Source organism: Veillonellales bacterium, from assembly GCA_039680175.1.
In the GTDB taxonomy this organism is placed as follows: Bacteria; Bacillota; Negativicutes; order JAAYSF01; family JAAYSF01; genus JBDKTO01.
The window spans coordinates 24,288-38,662 of the sequence record JBDKTO010000070.1 but is presented as its reverse complement, the minus strand read 5'-3'; the positions used below and the strand labels follow the sequence as shown (position 1 = coordinate 38,662).

At 48.1% G+C, this 14,375-nt stretch carries 14 protein-coding genes and 1 rRNA gene; 2 read left to right on the top strand and 13 right to left on the bottom strand.

The features are described from left to right. From ABFC84_11620 to panC, 13 genes are all read right to left on the bottom strand, one after another. Window positions 1–485, bottom strand: a 16S ribosomal RNA gene (locus ABFC84_11620); the annotation flags it as partial. A gap of 488 nt (window positions 486–973) precedes the next feature. Then, the gene (gene lysS, locus ABFC84_11615; GenBank protein MEN6413384.1) at window positions 974–2,467 is read right to left on the bottom strand and encodes a lysine--tRNA ligase; all 1,494 of its coding nucleotides are present in this window, start codon (window positions 2,465–2,467) and stop codon (window positions 974–976) included. A gap of 33 nt (window positions 2,468–2,500) precedes the next feature. After that, window positions 2,501–2,977: a transcription elongation factor GreA gene (gene greA / locus ABFC84_11610; GenBank protein ID MEN6413383.1), complete on the bottom strand. Its 477-nt coding sequence runs from the start codon at window positions 2,975–2,977 to the stop codon at window positions 2,501–2,503. A gap of 212 nt (window positions 2,978–3,189) precedes the next feature. Continuing rightward, window positions 3,190–4,284 (bottom strand): saccharopine dehydrogenase NADP-binding domain-containing protein, encoded by a 1,095-nt coding sequence (locus ABFC84_11605; protein ID MEN6413382.1) that lies wholly within the window; start codon window positions 4,282–4,284, stop codon window positions 3,190–3,192. Window positions 4,285–4,397: 113 nt separating this feature from the next. Continuing rightward, entirely contained in the window at window positions 4,398–5,300 is a 903-nt protein-coding gene (locus ABFC84_11600; GenBank protein ID MEN6413381.1) for a hypothetical protein, read from the bottom strand. A 92-nt stretch (window positions 5,301–5,392) separates the two neighbouring features. After that, the gene (locus ABFC84_11595; GenBank protein ID MEN6413380.1) at window positions 5,393–5,914 is read right to left on the bottom strand and encodes a helix-turn-helix transcriptional regulator; all 522 of its coding nucleotides are present in this window, start codon (window positions 5,912–5,914) and stop codon (window positions 5,393–5,395) included. 215 nt (window positions 5,915–6,129) lie between these two features. Further along, window positions 6,130–7,095 carry a hypothetical protein gene (locus ABFC84_11590; protein ID MEN6413379.1) on the bottom strand — a complete coding sequence of 322 codons (966 nt, stop codon included), beginning with the start codon at window positions 7,093–7,095 and terminating at the stop codon, window positions 6,130–6,132. Window positions 7,096–7,129: 34 nt separating this feature from the next. Next, the gene (dusB, locus tag ABFC84_11585) at window positions 7,130–8,083 is read right to left on the bottom strand and encodes a tRNA dihydrouridine synthase DusB (protein MEN6413378.1); all 954 of its coding nucleotides are present in this window, start codon (window positions 8,081–8,083) and stop codon (window positions 7,130–7,132) included. 85 nt (window positions 8,084–8,168) lie between these two features. After that, entirely contained in the window at window positions 8,169–8,933 is a 765-nt protein-coding gene (locus ABFC84_11580; GenBank protein ID MEN6413377.1) for a type III pantothenate kinase, read from the bottom strand. A gap of 69 nt (window positions 8,934–9,002) precedes the next feature. Beyond that, complete coding sequence (locus tag ABFC84_11575) at window positions 9,003–9,563, bottom strand: biotin transporter BioY (protein MEN6413376.1); 561 nt, start codon at window positions 9,561–9,563, stop codon at window positions 9,003–9,005. A gap of 43 nt (window positions 9,564–9,606) precedes the next feature. Beyond that, complete coding sequence (locus ABFC84_11570) at window positions 9,607–10,587, bottom strand: biotin--[acetyl-CoA-carboxylase] ligase (GenBank protein ID MEN6413375.1); 981 nt, start codon at window positions 10,585–10,587, stop codon at window positions 9,607–9,609. Between the two features lie 112 nt (window positions 10,588–10,699). Next, window positions 10,700–11,083 carry an aspartate 1-decarboxylase gene (panD, locus tag ABFC84_11565; protein ID MEN6413374.1) on the bottom strand — a complete coding sequence of 128 codons (384 nt, stop codon included), beginning with the start codon at window positions 11,081–11,083 and terminating at the stop codon, window positions 10,700–10,702. Between the two features lies 1 nt (window position 11,084). Then, complete coding sequence (gene panC / locus ABFC84_11560; GenBank protein ID MEN6413373.1) at window positions 11,085–11,933, bottom strand: pantoate--beta-alanine ligase; 849 nt, start codon at window positions 11,931–11,933, stop codon at window positions 11,085–11,087. A 306-nt stretch (window positions 11,934–12,239) separates the two neighbouring features. On the opposite strand from panC, the gene ABFC84_11555 reads away from it, so the two are divergent. After that, window positions 12,240–12,917 (top strand): response regulator transcription factor, encoded by a 678-nt coding sequence (locus ABFC84_11555; GenBank protein MEN6413372.1) that lies wholly within the window; start codon window positions 12,240–12,242, stop codon window positions 12,915–12,917. Beyond that, window positions 12,914–14,329 carry an ATP-binding protein gene (locus ABFC84_11550; GenBank protein ID MEN6413371.1) on the top strand — a complete coding sequence of 472 codons (1,416 nt, stop codon included), beginning with the start codon at window positions 12,914–12,916 and terminating at the stop codon, window positions 14,327–14,329. The genes ABFC84_11555 and ABFC84_11550 overlap by 4 nt, the downstream gene beginning before the upstream one ends. Window positions 14,330–14,375: the final 46 nt, after the last annotated feature.

Genomic DNA, 14,375 nt, shown 5'->3' with positions numbered 1-14,375 from the left:
CTCCGTCAGACTTTCGTCCATTGCGGAAGATTCCCCACTGCTGCCTCCCGTAGGAGTTTGGGCCGTGTCTCAGTCCCAATGTGGCCGTTCATCCTCTCAGACCGGCTACTGATCGTCGCCTTGGTGAGCCGTTACCTCACCAACCAGCTAATCAGACGCAGACCCATCTCAAAGCGATAGCATCTTCAGAGGCCATCTTTTTTATCTCCTGCATGTGCTGGTGATATCACATTCGGTATTAGCACCACTTTCGCGGTGTTGTCCCCAGCTTTGAGGCAGGTTGTCTACGCGTTACTCACCCGTTCGCCACTAACAGTTCAGATATTGGACTTTAGACGTTAGATCCCGGATTAAAGCAAGTAATTACTTATTTCTTTATCCATTATCCAATATCCAAGGTCCAACATCCGAACTGCCCGTTCGACTTGCATGTGTTAGGCACGCCGCCAGCGTTCGTCCTGAGCCAGGATCAAACTCTCCATAAAAGTGTATTTTACAGAGCTTTGATGGCTCTTATAATGTATCATTAGAATTTATTGTTTCGGAACTTCGTCACTTCCGTGACGAGCGTTCCCGCACATCTGGCTTTTTTCCTTACTTACATTGTTTAGTTTTCAAGGAACACTCGGCTGTTCTCAGCCTGCTGCCGTTTGCGACGACGCGCATGGATGCGCTAGTGTCGAGGGTGTGCCATGGACGGCACGCTTACCCGAGACAACTTTTATATATTACCACAACCATTTCGGTTATGTCAACATATTTTTTTGGTACCTTTTGCCGCCAATAAGCGACAACTTAGTAATATTAACACAATCAATATGTCATGTCAATATCATTCACTAATGTAACTAACTTGCATTTATTTGTCAATGCATAAATTATGTTATCATACCGGCTATTATTTGTCAACTTATGCAAAAAAAAGCCGCACAGGCAACCGCTTACGCCCGCCTGTGCGGTTTCTTTCCGGTCATTACTCGCGGTGACGCATATGAGGAAACAAAATAACATCACGAATAGAATAACTATCGGTAAGCAGCATTACCAAACGATCAATACCGATCCCCAAACCGCCTGTTGGCGGCATGCCATACTCCAATGCGGTCACATAATCCTTGTCCATCATATGGGCCTCATCATCCCCGGATTCCCGCTGGGCTACCTGCTTCAGAAAACGTCCTTCCTGATCAATCGGATCGTTCAATTCAGAAAATCCATTGGCTATTTCTCTGGCAAAGATATATGCCTCAAACCGATTCGTAATCTCCGGATTATCCTTGTTCCGTTTAGCCAGCGGTGAAATTTCAGTAGGATGACCGGTAATAAAGATGGGCTGAAGCAAATGTTCTTCCGCTACCGATTCAAATACTTTGTTTATAATACCGCCAATACCGTCATTATCCTCATATGTGATTTTTAAGCCATCAGCGATTGTCCTGGCTTGTTCAATTGTTTCCACTGAAGAAAAATCGGCGCCGGAGAATTTTTTAATTGCTTCGGTCATTGTCAGCCGATTCCAGGGTGGCGTAAGATCAATTTCCTGCCCCTGATAAGTAATTTTAGTAGTTCCCAATACTTCTTGGGCAATCCCGGCAATTACTTCCTCCGTCAACTTCATAACGGTTTCATGATCGCCATAAGCCTGATACAGTTCTACCAAGGTAAATTCGGGATTATGCCTGATATCGATACCTTCATTCCGGAAAACCCGTCCCACTTCGTAAACCTTTTCAAAGCCGCCGACAATTAAGCGTTTGAGATACAATTCCGGCGCAATCCGCATATATAACGTCATGTCCAAAGCATTATGATGAGTGACAAAAGGCCTGGCGGCTGCGCCGCCGGCAATGGGATGCATCATGGGGGTTTCAACTTCTAAAAAATCCTTGTCATCAAGAATCCGCCTCAGAGATTTAATAATTTTGCTGCGGGTCACAAAAGTCTGCTGTACTTCCGGATTTACAATTAAGTCGAGATACCGCTGACGATAGCGAAGCTCAACATCCTTTAATCCATGCCATTTTTCCGGCAGAGGCCGAAGCGACTTAGCCAAAATTTCAAATTTAGCAATTTTTACACTAATTTCACCGCGGTGAGTCTTGAAAACTGCTCCTTCCACCCCGATGATATCGCCGATATCCAGCAAACGAAATAATTCATAAGCTTCCTCTCCCAAAACATCCTGACGAAAGTAAAGCTGAATTGTACCCGACATATCCATTAAGTTGGCAAAGCTGGCCTTGCCATGGCCCCTTACCGCCATCAGCCGGCCGGCAAGCCGGACAGTCGTACCCTCCAGCGTGTCAAACTGAGCTTGGATATCGGCGGCATGATGGGTGAAATCATAGTTGCGGCCAAAGGGTTCAATATCCCGGGCTGCTATCGCCGCTAATTTTTCTCGCCGCACCTGCATCATTTCGCTCATTTCTTCATTGTTTTGAATTACTTGGTCATTTACATCTGTCATCTGATAAATTCTCCCCCAATAGCACTTACCGGATTAATGAGTGCCGTTTAATGCTATAATTTCATATTTCAAAATTCCAGCAGGAACATTTACTTCAACGATATTACCGACTTTTTGGCCAAGGATCGCCGCACCAACCGGAGATTCGTTGGAGATCCTTGCTTCCGTTGGATCTGCTTCTGCCGAACCTACAATCGTGTACTCCAATTCATCGCCAAACTCCAAATCTTTTAAAACAACAGTAGAGCCTACGGTTACAACATCGGTGTCGCCTTTTTCAATTAATTTGGCATTTCGCAGCATCTTTTCTAAGGTCAGTATTTCTCCTTCGATAAATGCCTGTTCATTCTTCGCATCTTCGTATTCTGAATTTTCACTGATATCACCGAATTCGATAGCTTGCTTGATTCTTTCGGCGACTTCACGGCGACGGACAGCTTTCAAATGTTCAAGCTTTTCTTCAATCTTCTTCAATCCTTCTGCTGTAAGAATCGTCTGTTTTTCCGCCATATTTTTGCTCTCCTTTAAAAATAAATTCACCATAAACCATTTTTCTCTATTGTATTCTAACCGTTAACTTTTTGTTAGTAGGAAACAAAGACTTCCAATACAGACAATATAAATAGTGTCAAGTGAATAACTTGACACTTTAGATGTATAAGCTCGCTTTCCCACTCTTATGGAATAATTATAGGCATAATGTTTCTGTTTGTCAATATTTTCTAGATAATTTCCCTCCTTTGACTTGTATTGCTGGCAGCGGCGTTGGCCTTAATGGCTGCAATCTCTGCCGGCGTAATCGCTCGCTCAAAGCTTCGAAACCCCGATAATTTAAAACCATGTTTTTTTGCCAAGTGAGAAATAGTTTCCACCTGTTTTACCGTCAATGTCCGGCCTAACGTAAAGTTTTCATACCGCTGTTCTAAAGCAAGAGTCATGGTCTCCGCCATACAGGCATAGGCCATTCCCGGAGGAAAGCCAAAATTAATGCCAAAATCAACCTGCCCCGGGACCTCAACCACACCGCCTTCAATGACTAAAATATCATTGCGGACCTCAGCTACCCGCCGGGAAACATTTCGCGGACGAGCCACATCACAAACAATCGCACCCGGCTTTAAATCCTCCGGTTCAATAATGCTGTCAACCGCACTGGTAACCGCAATAATAATATCAGCTGCCTTTAAAGCAGACTTAGTATTCGCCGTAACTCGCACGGCTAATCCTGTGGAACGCAAAATTTGCTCGGCAAGTTTTTCCAATTTTCCTTCGTTCCTTGCTGCTAAAGTCAAGTAGCGAACTTCTCGGGCTAAAATTTGGGCACAGGCGGCACCGATAGATCCTGTTGCCCCTAATACCAGAACATTGGCCTTAGCCAGGTTATGCCCCATTATTTTAGCCGCTTCCCGCGTTCCTTCCAGGGCTGTTGCCACAGTGTAGCTGTTTCCGGTCGTTACGGCGATATTCAGGTTCTTGGCGATGGTAATGCCGGCATCGCCGACGACGGAAGTAAACGATCCCAGACCAACCACTTTCGCCCCTAGCTTTTCGGCCACTTTCCCCGCCTTAATAATCTTCCGGATAACATAGTCCTCCGGCATTTCCACCATTTGTCGTGATGTCAGAGGACAACCGATAAGCCACCCCTCAGCCCGAGAAAAGGGCGACTCAATCCCCGTAATATGAGAAACTTTAAACGGTGGTATATATTTTATTAATCCTTCAATAAAACCATCCGACCAATGATTAGCAATAGAAAATTTACGTCCAAAATCTTTTGCCGTAAACGGATGTACAATAAAAGCGAATTTTTCCAAACAAACACGCTCCTTTCATTCAGAACCAGAAAGAAACATGAAGCTTTCTGATTCTAATCAGCACGCCTAAATTTCCCCTATCTTACGAGAAGCGCAGCGCAATCGATTCATTGCTACGCTAGTTGCTTGATTCTCGGCACAAGCCCGATATCATCTAAAATTTTCTCGTAATCATCCACCGTAAGTTTTTGGGGCGGTTTACCGGCAAGAGTTACCAAAACTCCCTCCAGCACGTTCGTTCCAAAAGAACGCCCCCCCAAGTCCGGTGTGGTTGTGACCAAGGTAGAAACTCCCCGCCCGGCGAGAAACTGCTCATCCTCAGCCGTAACTGTATTGGTAATGATCCATTTCCCTTTCATATCAGCTGGCATATAACGGCGTATAAAGTGAAAATCACCGGCGACAATTTCCGCCTGATGAAAATAACTGCTAAACAACGGTTTATTCTCCGTCTGCTTCTTGCCGGTAGGATAAAACATACGAATCGGCAATTTCGTAACCACCGGCGCGATGACCTGCGCCAGCCGGGCCAAACCGGCCAAACTACGAATTGGTATTGGCAAGCCCAGCCCAAACAGCAAATCGCCGAATACTGCCTTGCTACCGGCTTTTACCAAAGCTTCCGCCAATCCGAACCGGTCTACGGCACATACGACCAACACCGGTTTATCCTGAAAACAGATGCCGGCCTGGTTTTGCAAATACTGTACCACCCGCCGTTCCAGAGTATTTTTAAGACCGCTGCCATCAACGATCGGCGTCTTTTTTGCTGCTGCGGCAATCTCCACCGATTCCCGGAAAGTATACCGTTTGTCGCCGGCAAAGATATATAAATCTGTGCCGCCAAGGCCGAATGCGTCTACCGTTCCATCCAGCTCCCGAATCATATCAATGGCTTTCTGCTTATCCCCGTCGGTACCGATACGTTCAATCGAAAACATTTCACCGCCAAATTCCGCCGTTGCCTGATGATTGCGTCTGGATGAACCCAGACTGACGCTGACTACTCGTTTCATATGTATCTATGCCTCCCGTAAAACTGCAATTGCTCCCCTGTACCATGGACTCCCAACAGTTTTCTAAGGGGTTATCGCCGGAACATTTCCCATTAAAACCGCAGCTGATGAATAATGTCCCGCACCATTTCCGGATCGACATATTTATCATCCGCAATTGGCGAAGCGCCAATTGCGATTCCAATAATCTCTTTGTCCAGCAATGTTTCCACCAACTTAATTCGCATATTGGAGGCCAGAATGATGACAATATCATATTTGTGGAGATCGGAAATAATTTTCATAGTTGTGTTGAACAGTTCCAGTCCGGTTTTATTTTCAATAAACTCCCACCGTTCTTTTTCCGACAATAGCAAGGAAAAATCGATACCTTCCTGCCGGGCCATCGCCTCAATCGCTTCACAGTTTTTTATGGGAAAGCCAATTAAAGCCACCAGCCCGCCCTTGCGGACTTCCCCTAATGTTTCCAGCTTTGAAATAACGGTGCGATCGATGCCAATCCGTTTGGCTACCTCCTGCTGCGAAAAACCTTTGCTCCTCATTTCCAGCATGACATCTACAGTTTGATGAATTTTATGCCGGTTAATAATTTTTTCTCCAATTCGCAGCAGCATACGCCACCATCTCCCATTATGACGGCTCAAACAGCTGCAAGTTTCCCGGAAAATGAACCAGACCTGTTTGACTGTCTAAGTTTAGTATATGTACACAATATTGTGCACATGCATATTTTAGCACTTTTAAATAATTTTCTCAACGTAAAAAGCTGCCGTTTATTTCCCCGGCAGCTTTACTAGTCTGCAGTTGTAATACCCGGAGAAACCTCTGACTATTCCCAGGGATCAAAAGGGAAACGCCTGATTACTTTTTTACAAGTCTCCAGCTTCAAGGGTGTATCGTCATGGCTCATACCCTTCTTCAGTCCTTGCAAAACCCGCAGTCCCGGCTGCATCGTCAACCCCAAGTCCTGAGTTAACTGTGACATCGTATGGCGGCGAGCCTTATCCAGTGATTCGTTTAAAGACTTGCCGGCCTGAACATTGTCAATAAACCCCTTAGTCAAATAAAACTGAGCCAGGTTAGTCATAGCATTTCCACAAGCGCCGGTAGCTGTTCGTCCCAAGACCTCCGGCAGCCGATAACGGATGCTGGTTTCTACCGATTGCTTTAGTTCTTCTGTTTCTTTTCTGACAGATTCCAATAAGGTACGTGCCGTACACAAACCGCAAGTCCGCAAAGCCCGGATGACGGCATGCTCAATCGTATGTGCCTGCTCCTGCTTTACCAGGCCGCCCAGATTGGCTTTGACGCTGACTTCCTCGCCATTTTCCAGATCAGAGCCATAAATCGTCACCGGTATATCAGTTTTACCCCGAAACTCGGTATAACCGCCTGCCGGCATCCATCCCGCACCAGAAATACTGGGGTATTCCTGGTGAATTTTAGCTAAATTCATAATTTCGACATCAGTTGAAAATAAATAAGACCCGGCTGTACGAAGAGTATGCCAGCGGGCATGCTCCCGCCCCTCCAATACCGCCATCAGCACAGGTATTTCCTGTCCGGTTTCATCAGCCGCCCTTTCCGGTGAGAGCTCCATAATTCGGGCTGTAACCCCAACCGGATACAGTTCTTCCTTATCCACACTCCAGGAACAGACAAAAATATCATGTCCCGCGCCTACATCGGACAAAATCTTGCCGCCGTGTTCCATAATAAACATCCCGGTAATTTTTCCGCCATGAGGACGGGGCAGAACCCCGTTGGCCACCGGCATTATCAGCATCTGCTCCATAAGCCACACCTACCCGAAAATCCACTGTCATTGCTTATTGCAATGTTTCCAGTACGTCAATAAAATCCTGCTTGCAAACCGCCTGGTTAAACCGCAGACGAAGCTCGGCGGAATGAGGCAGTCCTTTCGTATACCACGCCGCATGCCGGCGCATTTCTCGAATCCCAATATGTTCTCCCTTAAAATCCACCAGCATCTCCAAATGCCGCAAAATAATTGTCATTCTCTCGCCAAGTGTCGGCGGCGGCAACCGCTCTCCTGTGTTAAGAAAGTGAATCATCTGACGGAATATCCAGGGATTCCCCTGAGAAGCTCGCCCTATCATTATGCCATCACAGCCGGTTTCCGTCAATATTCGCCGAGCATCCAAAGGCGTCCGGATATCGCCGTTGCCGATTACAGGAATTCCTACCGCCTGTTTCACCGCCGCGATGATCTGCCAATCGGCCGCACCGGTATAAAACTGCTCCCTGGTGCGGCCATGAACGGCAATTGCCGCCGCTCCCGCAGCTTCCGCTAATTTGGCAATTTCGACAGCATTTACGGAAGCATCGTCCCAGCCTTTGCGAATCTTTACTGTCACCGGCACCTTTACCGCTGCTACAACACCGGCGATAATCTTCTGCGCTAGCATAGGCTGACGCATTAACGCCGCTCCCTCCCCGTTTTTAACAATCTTCGGCGTGGGACAACCCATGTTAATATCGATAATATCGGCACCTGACTGCTCAACAATTTGGGCCGCTGCTGCCATATTCTCCGGTTCGGAGCCAAAAATCTGCACCGCCGCCGGTCGTTCTCCGGGATTACTTTGCAGCATATGCATCGTATGGCAATTTTGGTATAGCAGGCCTTTATCACTGACCATTTCCGAATATACCAAAGCACAGCCCATCTCTTTGGCCAGTAAACGGAAAGGCAGGTCGGTAACACCTGCCATTGGCGCCAGTATGACTTGATGAGCTAAAGGAATCGCGCCAATTTGCATGCAATCGCTCCTTGTCCATTTTAAGATAAAACACCTGGAGGCCAGCCGAAACCGGCTTCCAAGTGCCAAAGTTGTACTTTACTATTCACGAATTCCGCTCGTATAAAATTCGCAGGCCTTCCAGTGTTAAGAAATGTTCCACCACATTAATCGTCGACGATTCATGGGCGATCATATTTGCCAGGCCACCGGTTGCCACTACATAAGCATCACTGCCCAGCTCTTTTTTCATGCGGCGGACAATTTCATCCACCTGTCCGGCGAATCCGTAGATAATGCCGGACTGCATACTGGCTACCGTATTGCGGCAAATCACGGTTTTCGGTGTGACCAGTTCAATCCGGGGCAGCTTCGCCGCCCGCTGGAACAATGCCTCGGTGGAAATTCCGATTCCCGGTGCAATAGCGCCGCCTAGATAATCGCCGTTTTTTGCGACGACACAGAAGGTTGTCGCCGTACCGAAGTCGATAATAATCAGCGGCCCGCCAAATTTATCATAAGCCGCCACTGCATTCACAATCCGGTCGGCACCCACCTCCCGGGGATTTTCATATTTAATACAAATTCCGGTTTTGATACCCGGTCCCACCACTAATGGATCCACACCAAAATAGCGCTGGCACATTTTTGAAATTGGTACCACCAGCGGCGGCACAACGGAAGAAATAATAACTGCTGTCACATCTTGTATCGTCATCCCCGCATAGTTGAACAAATTATTCAACAACATCCCATACTCATCGCCGGTCTTCAACCTGTCGGTAGAAATCCGCCAATGCTGCAGCAATTGATGATCATCGTACATTCCCAGCACAATATTACTATTGCCGATATCAAACACTAAAAGCATCGATAAAGTCCTCCCACGCACGTTTATCCCCATTGTATACGTTATATTCCCCGGATAAAAAGAAAATAATCATTTATGGGTACCGACCAGTCCGGAATGAATCAGCGCCCGACGAATCCGCACTCCAATATAGGCGGCCATCAATGTTTTTATTAAATCAAAGGGCAAGAACGGAATAACAGCCAAAGTAGCTGCCGTATACCAGTTCATGGGCTTTGCCAAAAAATATTTAAAACTGAACATAAATCCGATTAAACCAATTCCATAAGCAATCGCCAAGCCCAGCAGCATAACTGCCGCCGTCCGGCCATAGGAACCTTCTGTCCGTTCCGTCAGCCACCCCACTACAAAAGCACAGCAGACAAACCCGAGCAAAAAGCCACCGGTAGGCCCGGCCACTACCGACAAACCGGCTTTCCCCTGAGCAAAAACAGGCAATCCAAAAATACCCAAAGCCACCCAGACCAAAACGCTGATGGCGCCAAACCGGCTGCCCAAAATCATACCGGCCAGAAGTACAAAAAAGATTTGCAGCGTATGGGGAACCGGGCCTAAGGGAATCACGACCTGTGAACTTAAAGCCAATAGCGCTGCGAATAGACCGCATAATGCCATATTTCTTACTGCCACGCTTTCTTCGCCTCCTTTCCTGTTCCCGATTGCTGCTATTCTATTAGTCCGCCGGCCGCGGCCTGATGGAAACATCACCGGCCAGAACCCGCACGATGCCGTCGGCTGTTTTAACCAGCAAAGCTCCCTCTCCGTCAATATCCTGAGCAATCCCGCTAAAGTTATGATTGAGGCCAAATACATCGACAGTTTGTCCCAGGGTAATGGATTGTTCCCGCCAATCAGCAAGGATTTGTTCAAAACCCTGCTGTAGGGCTGTTTGATAACTCAGCTCCAGCTGATGAAGAATTTCGCACAGTAAAATCACCCGGTCTACCGGCTGACCGGCGGCTGCCGACACCGAGGTCGCAATGGGGGATAAATCCGCCGGAAAATCATTCTGAGCCACATTGACATTAATTCCCGCGCCAATAACGACATAGTTAATCGCATCCATTTCGGCACTCATCTCCGTCAATATTCCGACCAATTTTTTCCCTTGATACAAAATATCATTCGGCCACTTGATCCCGCACGTTATCCGGCCTACCTTGCGGATAGCCCGGTTAAGGGCGACCGCTGCCAGTAAAGTACACTTAGGGGCATCCTGCGGACTAAAGGGAGGTCTAAGGACTATCGACAGCCATATTCCCTTGCCAAAAGGAGAAAACCACCCCCGGGATAATCTTCCCCTGCCGCTCTGCTGAGATTCCGCTACCACAATCGTACCTTCCGGACAACCTTCCGCCGCCAATCTTTTCGCAGCGATGTTCGTTGATTCAGTAACAGAAAAATAATGAGTCTCCCGGCCAAAAACTGTCGTTTGCAAGCCGGCTCGTATTTCGGCCGGAAGCAGCAGATCGGGAGCCTGCCGCAGACAGTATCCCCGGCGGGAATGAGCTTCAATATCATAACCTGCCTGCTTTAATTCCCGGATATGCTTCCAAATCGCCGTCCGGGATACGCCAAATTGCTGACTTAATTCTTCCCCTGATATGTATTCACCAAAACGCTGGCGCAAAATCTGCAGTATGCGAGTACGCAATTCCATCCCCCCTGGTCAAGACCCTGAAAGTCTTGATGCACAGGCCATAGACCGGCGCTGCGCATCAAATTGTCATCTTCAATCATATATTACCGTTAACATTCTGTCAAATTCAGCCGATTTCTCCATGGTTTTCAACTGTCTTCCTGCCGGAAATCTGATTTTTCTCATTCAAAAATACCACTGTTGGCTGAAAAATCTTAGCTTCCCGTTCCTCCATTACGGCATAAGTAATAATAATCACCGTATCACCGGGCTGTACTAAACGAGCGGCGGCGCCATTCAGACAAATCACTCCCGACCCCCGCTCCCCGGGAATCACATACGTCTCCAGCCTTGCGCCATTATTATTATTTACAATCTGTACCTTTTCATTGGTAAAAATATTGGCCGAATCCATCAGATCTTCGTCGATGGTAATACTGCCTACATAATTCAAACAGGCTTCGGTTACCGTAGCCCGATGCAGTTTCGATTTCATGATGGTCCGAAACATGTTATCCCCTCCATATCCGGTTATCAATCAGCCTTGTTTTACCAATTTTAACAGCAATTGCTATCAATGCAGCCGATTCGATTTCAGCCAACTCTTCCAGGAATTTTAAATCGCATAGCGAAATATACTCAATAGCAGCCAAAGGCTCTTTGTTTATCAAACCGGCCATAGCGGCCTTGATACCTGCCGCATCCCGTTGTCCGGCGGCAAGAAGATCACCGGCAAGTTCCAGGGAGCGGTGCAGGACCAAAGCCGCCTGCCGTTCCGCCGGATTTAAAAATACGTTGCGGGAAGATAAGGCCAGTCCGTCTGCTTCCCGTACGATAGGTACGGCGACAATGCGAATATCCATGTTTAAATCGGCAACCATACGCTTGATAACCGCAACCTGCTGGGCGTCCTTTTGACCAAAATAAGCGGCATCCGGCCGGGCAATGTTAAACAGTTTGGCAACTACCGTAGTGACACCCCGAAAGTGTCCCGGCCGGGAAGCCCCGCAAAGCTTTTTCGTAATGCCGGTAACTTCCACAAAGGACAGCACATTTTCGTAACCCTGAGGATACATATCCTCTACCCGGGGAGTAAATAAAATATCCACCCCTGCACCGGCTGCCAGTTCACCGTCCCGTTCCAAATTCCGGGGATAAACAGCGTAATCTTCATTCGGCCCAAATTGCAGGGGATTCACAAAAATACTGGCGACAACAACATCCTGTTCCCGCTTTGCCTGCCGCATAAGGGTGAGATGTCCCTCATGCAGGTATCCCATAGTCGGCACCAGGCCTACCGTTTGGTTCGCCTGCCTGGCATTTTTCAACAGCATCCGAAGCTCTGCTACCTGACTGATCACTTTCAATGTATGTCCCTCCCTGTAAACTAAAAATACCCTCCCGTTTCACATCAACAGGAAGGCAGGGAACCATCATCCGTTATGGGGCAGCCTTGGCAAAGCAGAGCAACACAAGACAACCCGAGTAACCAACAAAATGATCCTTTTACATTCCGTCTCAGTCCCACGGGATCTAAGCGGTTGATAGAATATGAAATTATGAAAACTTGCCTTACTGGGTACGGCCCATTCCGGTGCCGCCCTTGGTTTATTTCTCTGTCTATGATACCATTTTCCCGAACAACGGACAAGTAGCAGGAGGTTATTATGAGTATAAAAATTTTAATTGCCGATGATGAGCCGAATATCTGTGAAGTTGTACAGCTCTATCTGGAAAAGGAGGGGTTTATCGTCTTTACAGCCGGCGACGGCGACCAGGCTCTGGATATCGAAACACAGCATCGGCCTGATCTGCTGCTGCTGGATGTCATGCTGCCAAAATTATCCGGCTGGGATATCTGCCGCTCTATCAAACGTCCCGTCCCGGTCATTTTCCTCACAGCGAAAAGTGCCGAGCTGGATAAAATGACCGGATTTTCCCTTGGCGCTGACGACTATGTTACCAAGCCGTTCAGTCCCCGGGAACTGGTAGCCCGGATCAAAGCCGTACTGCGGCGCAGCGGGCTGCTTGAGGATACGGGTTTTAGTCTCAAAGATTCCGGACTGGCTGTAAATCCGGCCCGGCAGTCGGTCATGCAGGATGGTCGTCCCATCACCCTGTCACCAAAGGAATTCGATCTGCTGCTGTTTTTGCTACGGCATCCCCGTATTTCTTTTTCCCGGGAACAGCTGTTGACCAATGTGTGGGGTTACGATTTTGGCGGTGACGACCGCACTGTGGATGCTACCATTAAGCGTCTGCGGCAGAAAATTAACAGCGAGCGTTTTACCTATATTCACACTGTCTGGGGCATAGGCTATAAGTTCGAGGCGGTTGCCAAATGAGCCGTTCTATATTTAGTAAGCTGCTATTGTCCCATATTGCCGTAATCCTGATTAGCACCATCACTCTGGGGATGTTAATGACCTTTCTAATACGACAGCATGTGGTGGAAAATAAGCGGGATGACCTGATGCAAAAAGGCAGCTTCGCCATTGCCCTGATGTCCCCCGCCTTAGGAGAAGGCCGAATGCCCTCTGACGCCACACTGAAAATTTTAGGTGATTTAGTCGGCTCCATGATGTGGCTCAGTGACCGGGACGAAACGATTCTGGCAGGAAAGCCGCCCGAAAGGTGGCTGAAAAAAGGAGCCCCCCCGGATGTGGCAGCGAAAAGCAATGAACTGTTTGCCGGCACACCTCAGTCCTGGGTACGCACTTCCCATCATCAAGCCGATCCTTCCATTGTTATTGCCCTGCCTGTCCCGGGAATGCAAACACCAACCGCATTATTTCTATATGCGCCGATTACCGGCGTCAATAAAACCATCGATGCCTTGGAACAATTACTTTTTTATGCCTTGCTGCTGGGAATTGCCATTGCTGCCGCCGTCGGCTTATTTATGTCCCGCGGCCTGACCAAACCCATTGCCGCCATCAGCCGGGCCGCCCATAACTTCGCCAAGGGCAACTACGAAAGCCGCATCCATATCACCAACGATGATGAAATCGGCAGCTTAGGAAATACGTTTAACAACATGGCTGCTTCCCTTGCTCATACGGAGCAAAACCGGCGGGACTTTCTGGCCAATGTATCCCACGAACTCAAAACGCCGGTAGCCTCTATTCAGGCCCTGACCGAAGCCATCCAGGACGGTCTGGTTACCACTCCGGAGCAGCAGCAGCGTTACCTGAATTCCATTGTCAGCGAAACCCACCGTATCGACCGGTTAATCCGTGATCTGCTGGATATGGCCCAACTAGAAGCCGGTGAGCTGGGGATTGTAAAAGAGAAGATTAATCTGGCCCTTTTTCTGCCTGCTGAATTGGAAAAGCAAACCCCTCTCCTGGCAGAAAAAAATCTATTTTTGGACACAAAGCTTCCTTCCTTTTTACCTGCTGTCTGGGCTGACCCGGACCGTCTTGCCCAAGTGCTGCTGAATCTGCTCAGCAACGCGATTCGCTACGCCCCGGCTAACACTTCCATTGGCATCAGCATTCACCCTGACGGCAGCAGCATGATTGCCATCACTGTAAGCAACCGGGGCCACGGCATTCCCGCCGCCGATCTGCCTTATATCTGGGATCGATTTTACCGGGTGGAAAAATCCCGCTCACGCAAGGACGGCGGCACCGGCCTGGGGCTGGCCATTACGAAAAAACTTGTTGTCGCCATGGGCGGCGATATCAGCGTCAAAAGCATTCCGGAGGAAGAAACCACCTTTACCTTTACCCTGCCCGTTGTCCTGGCTGAATAAAATTCCCTTATGTCATAAATTTGTCATATCTCTCCATTATACTAAG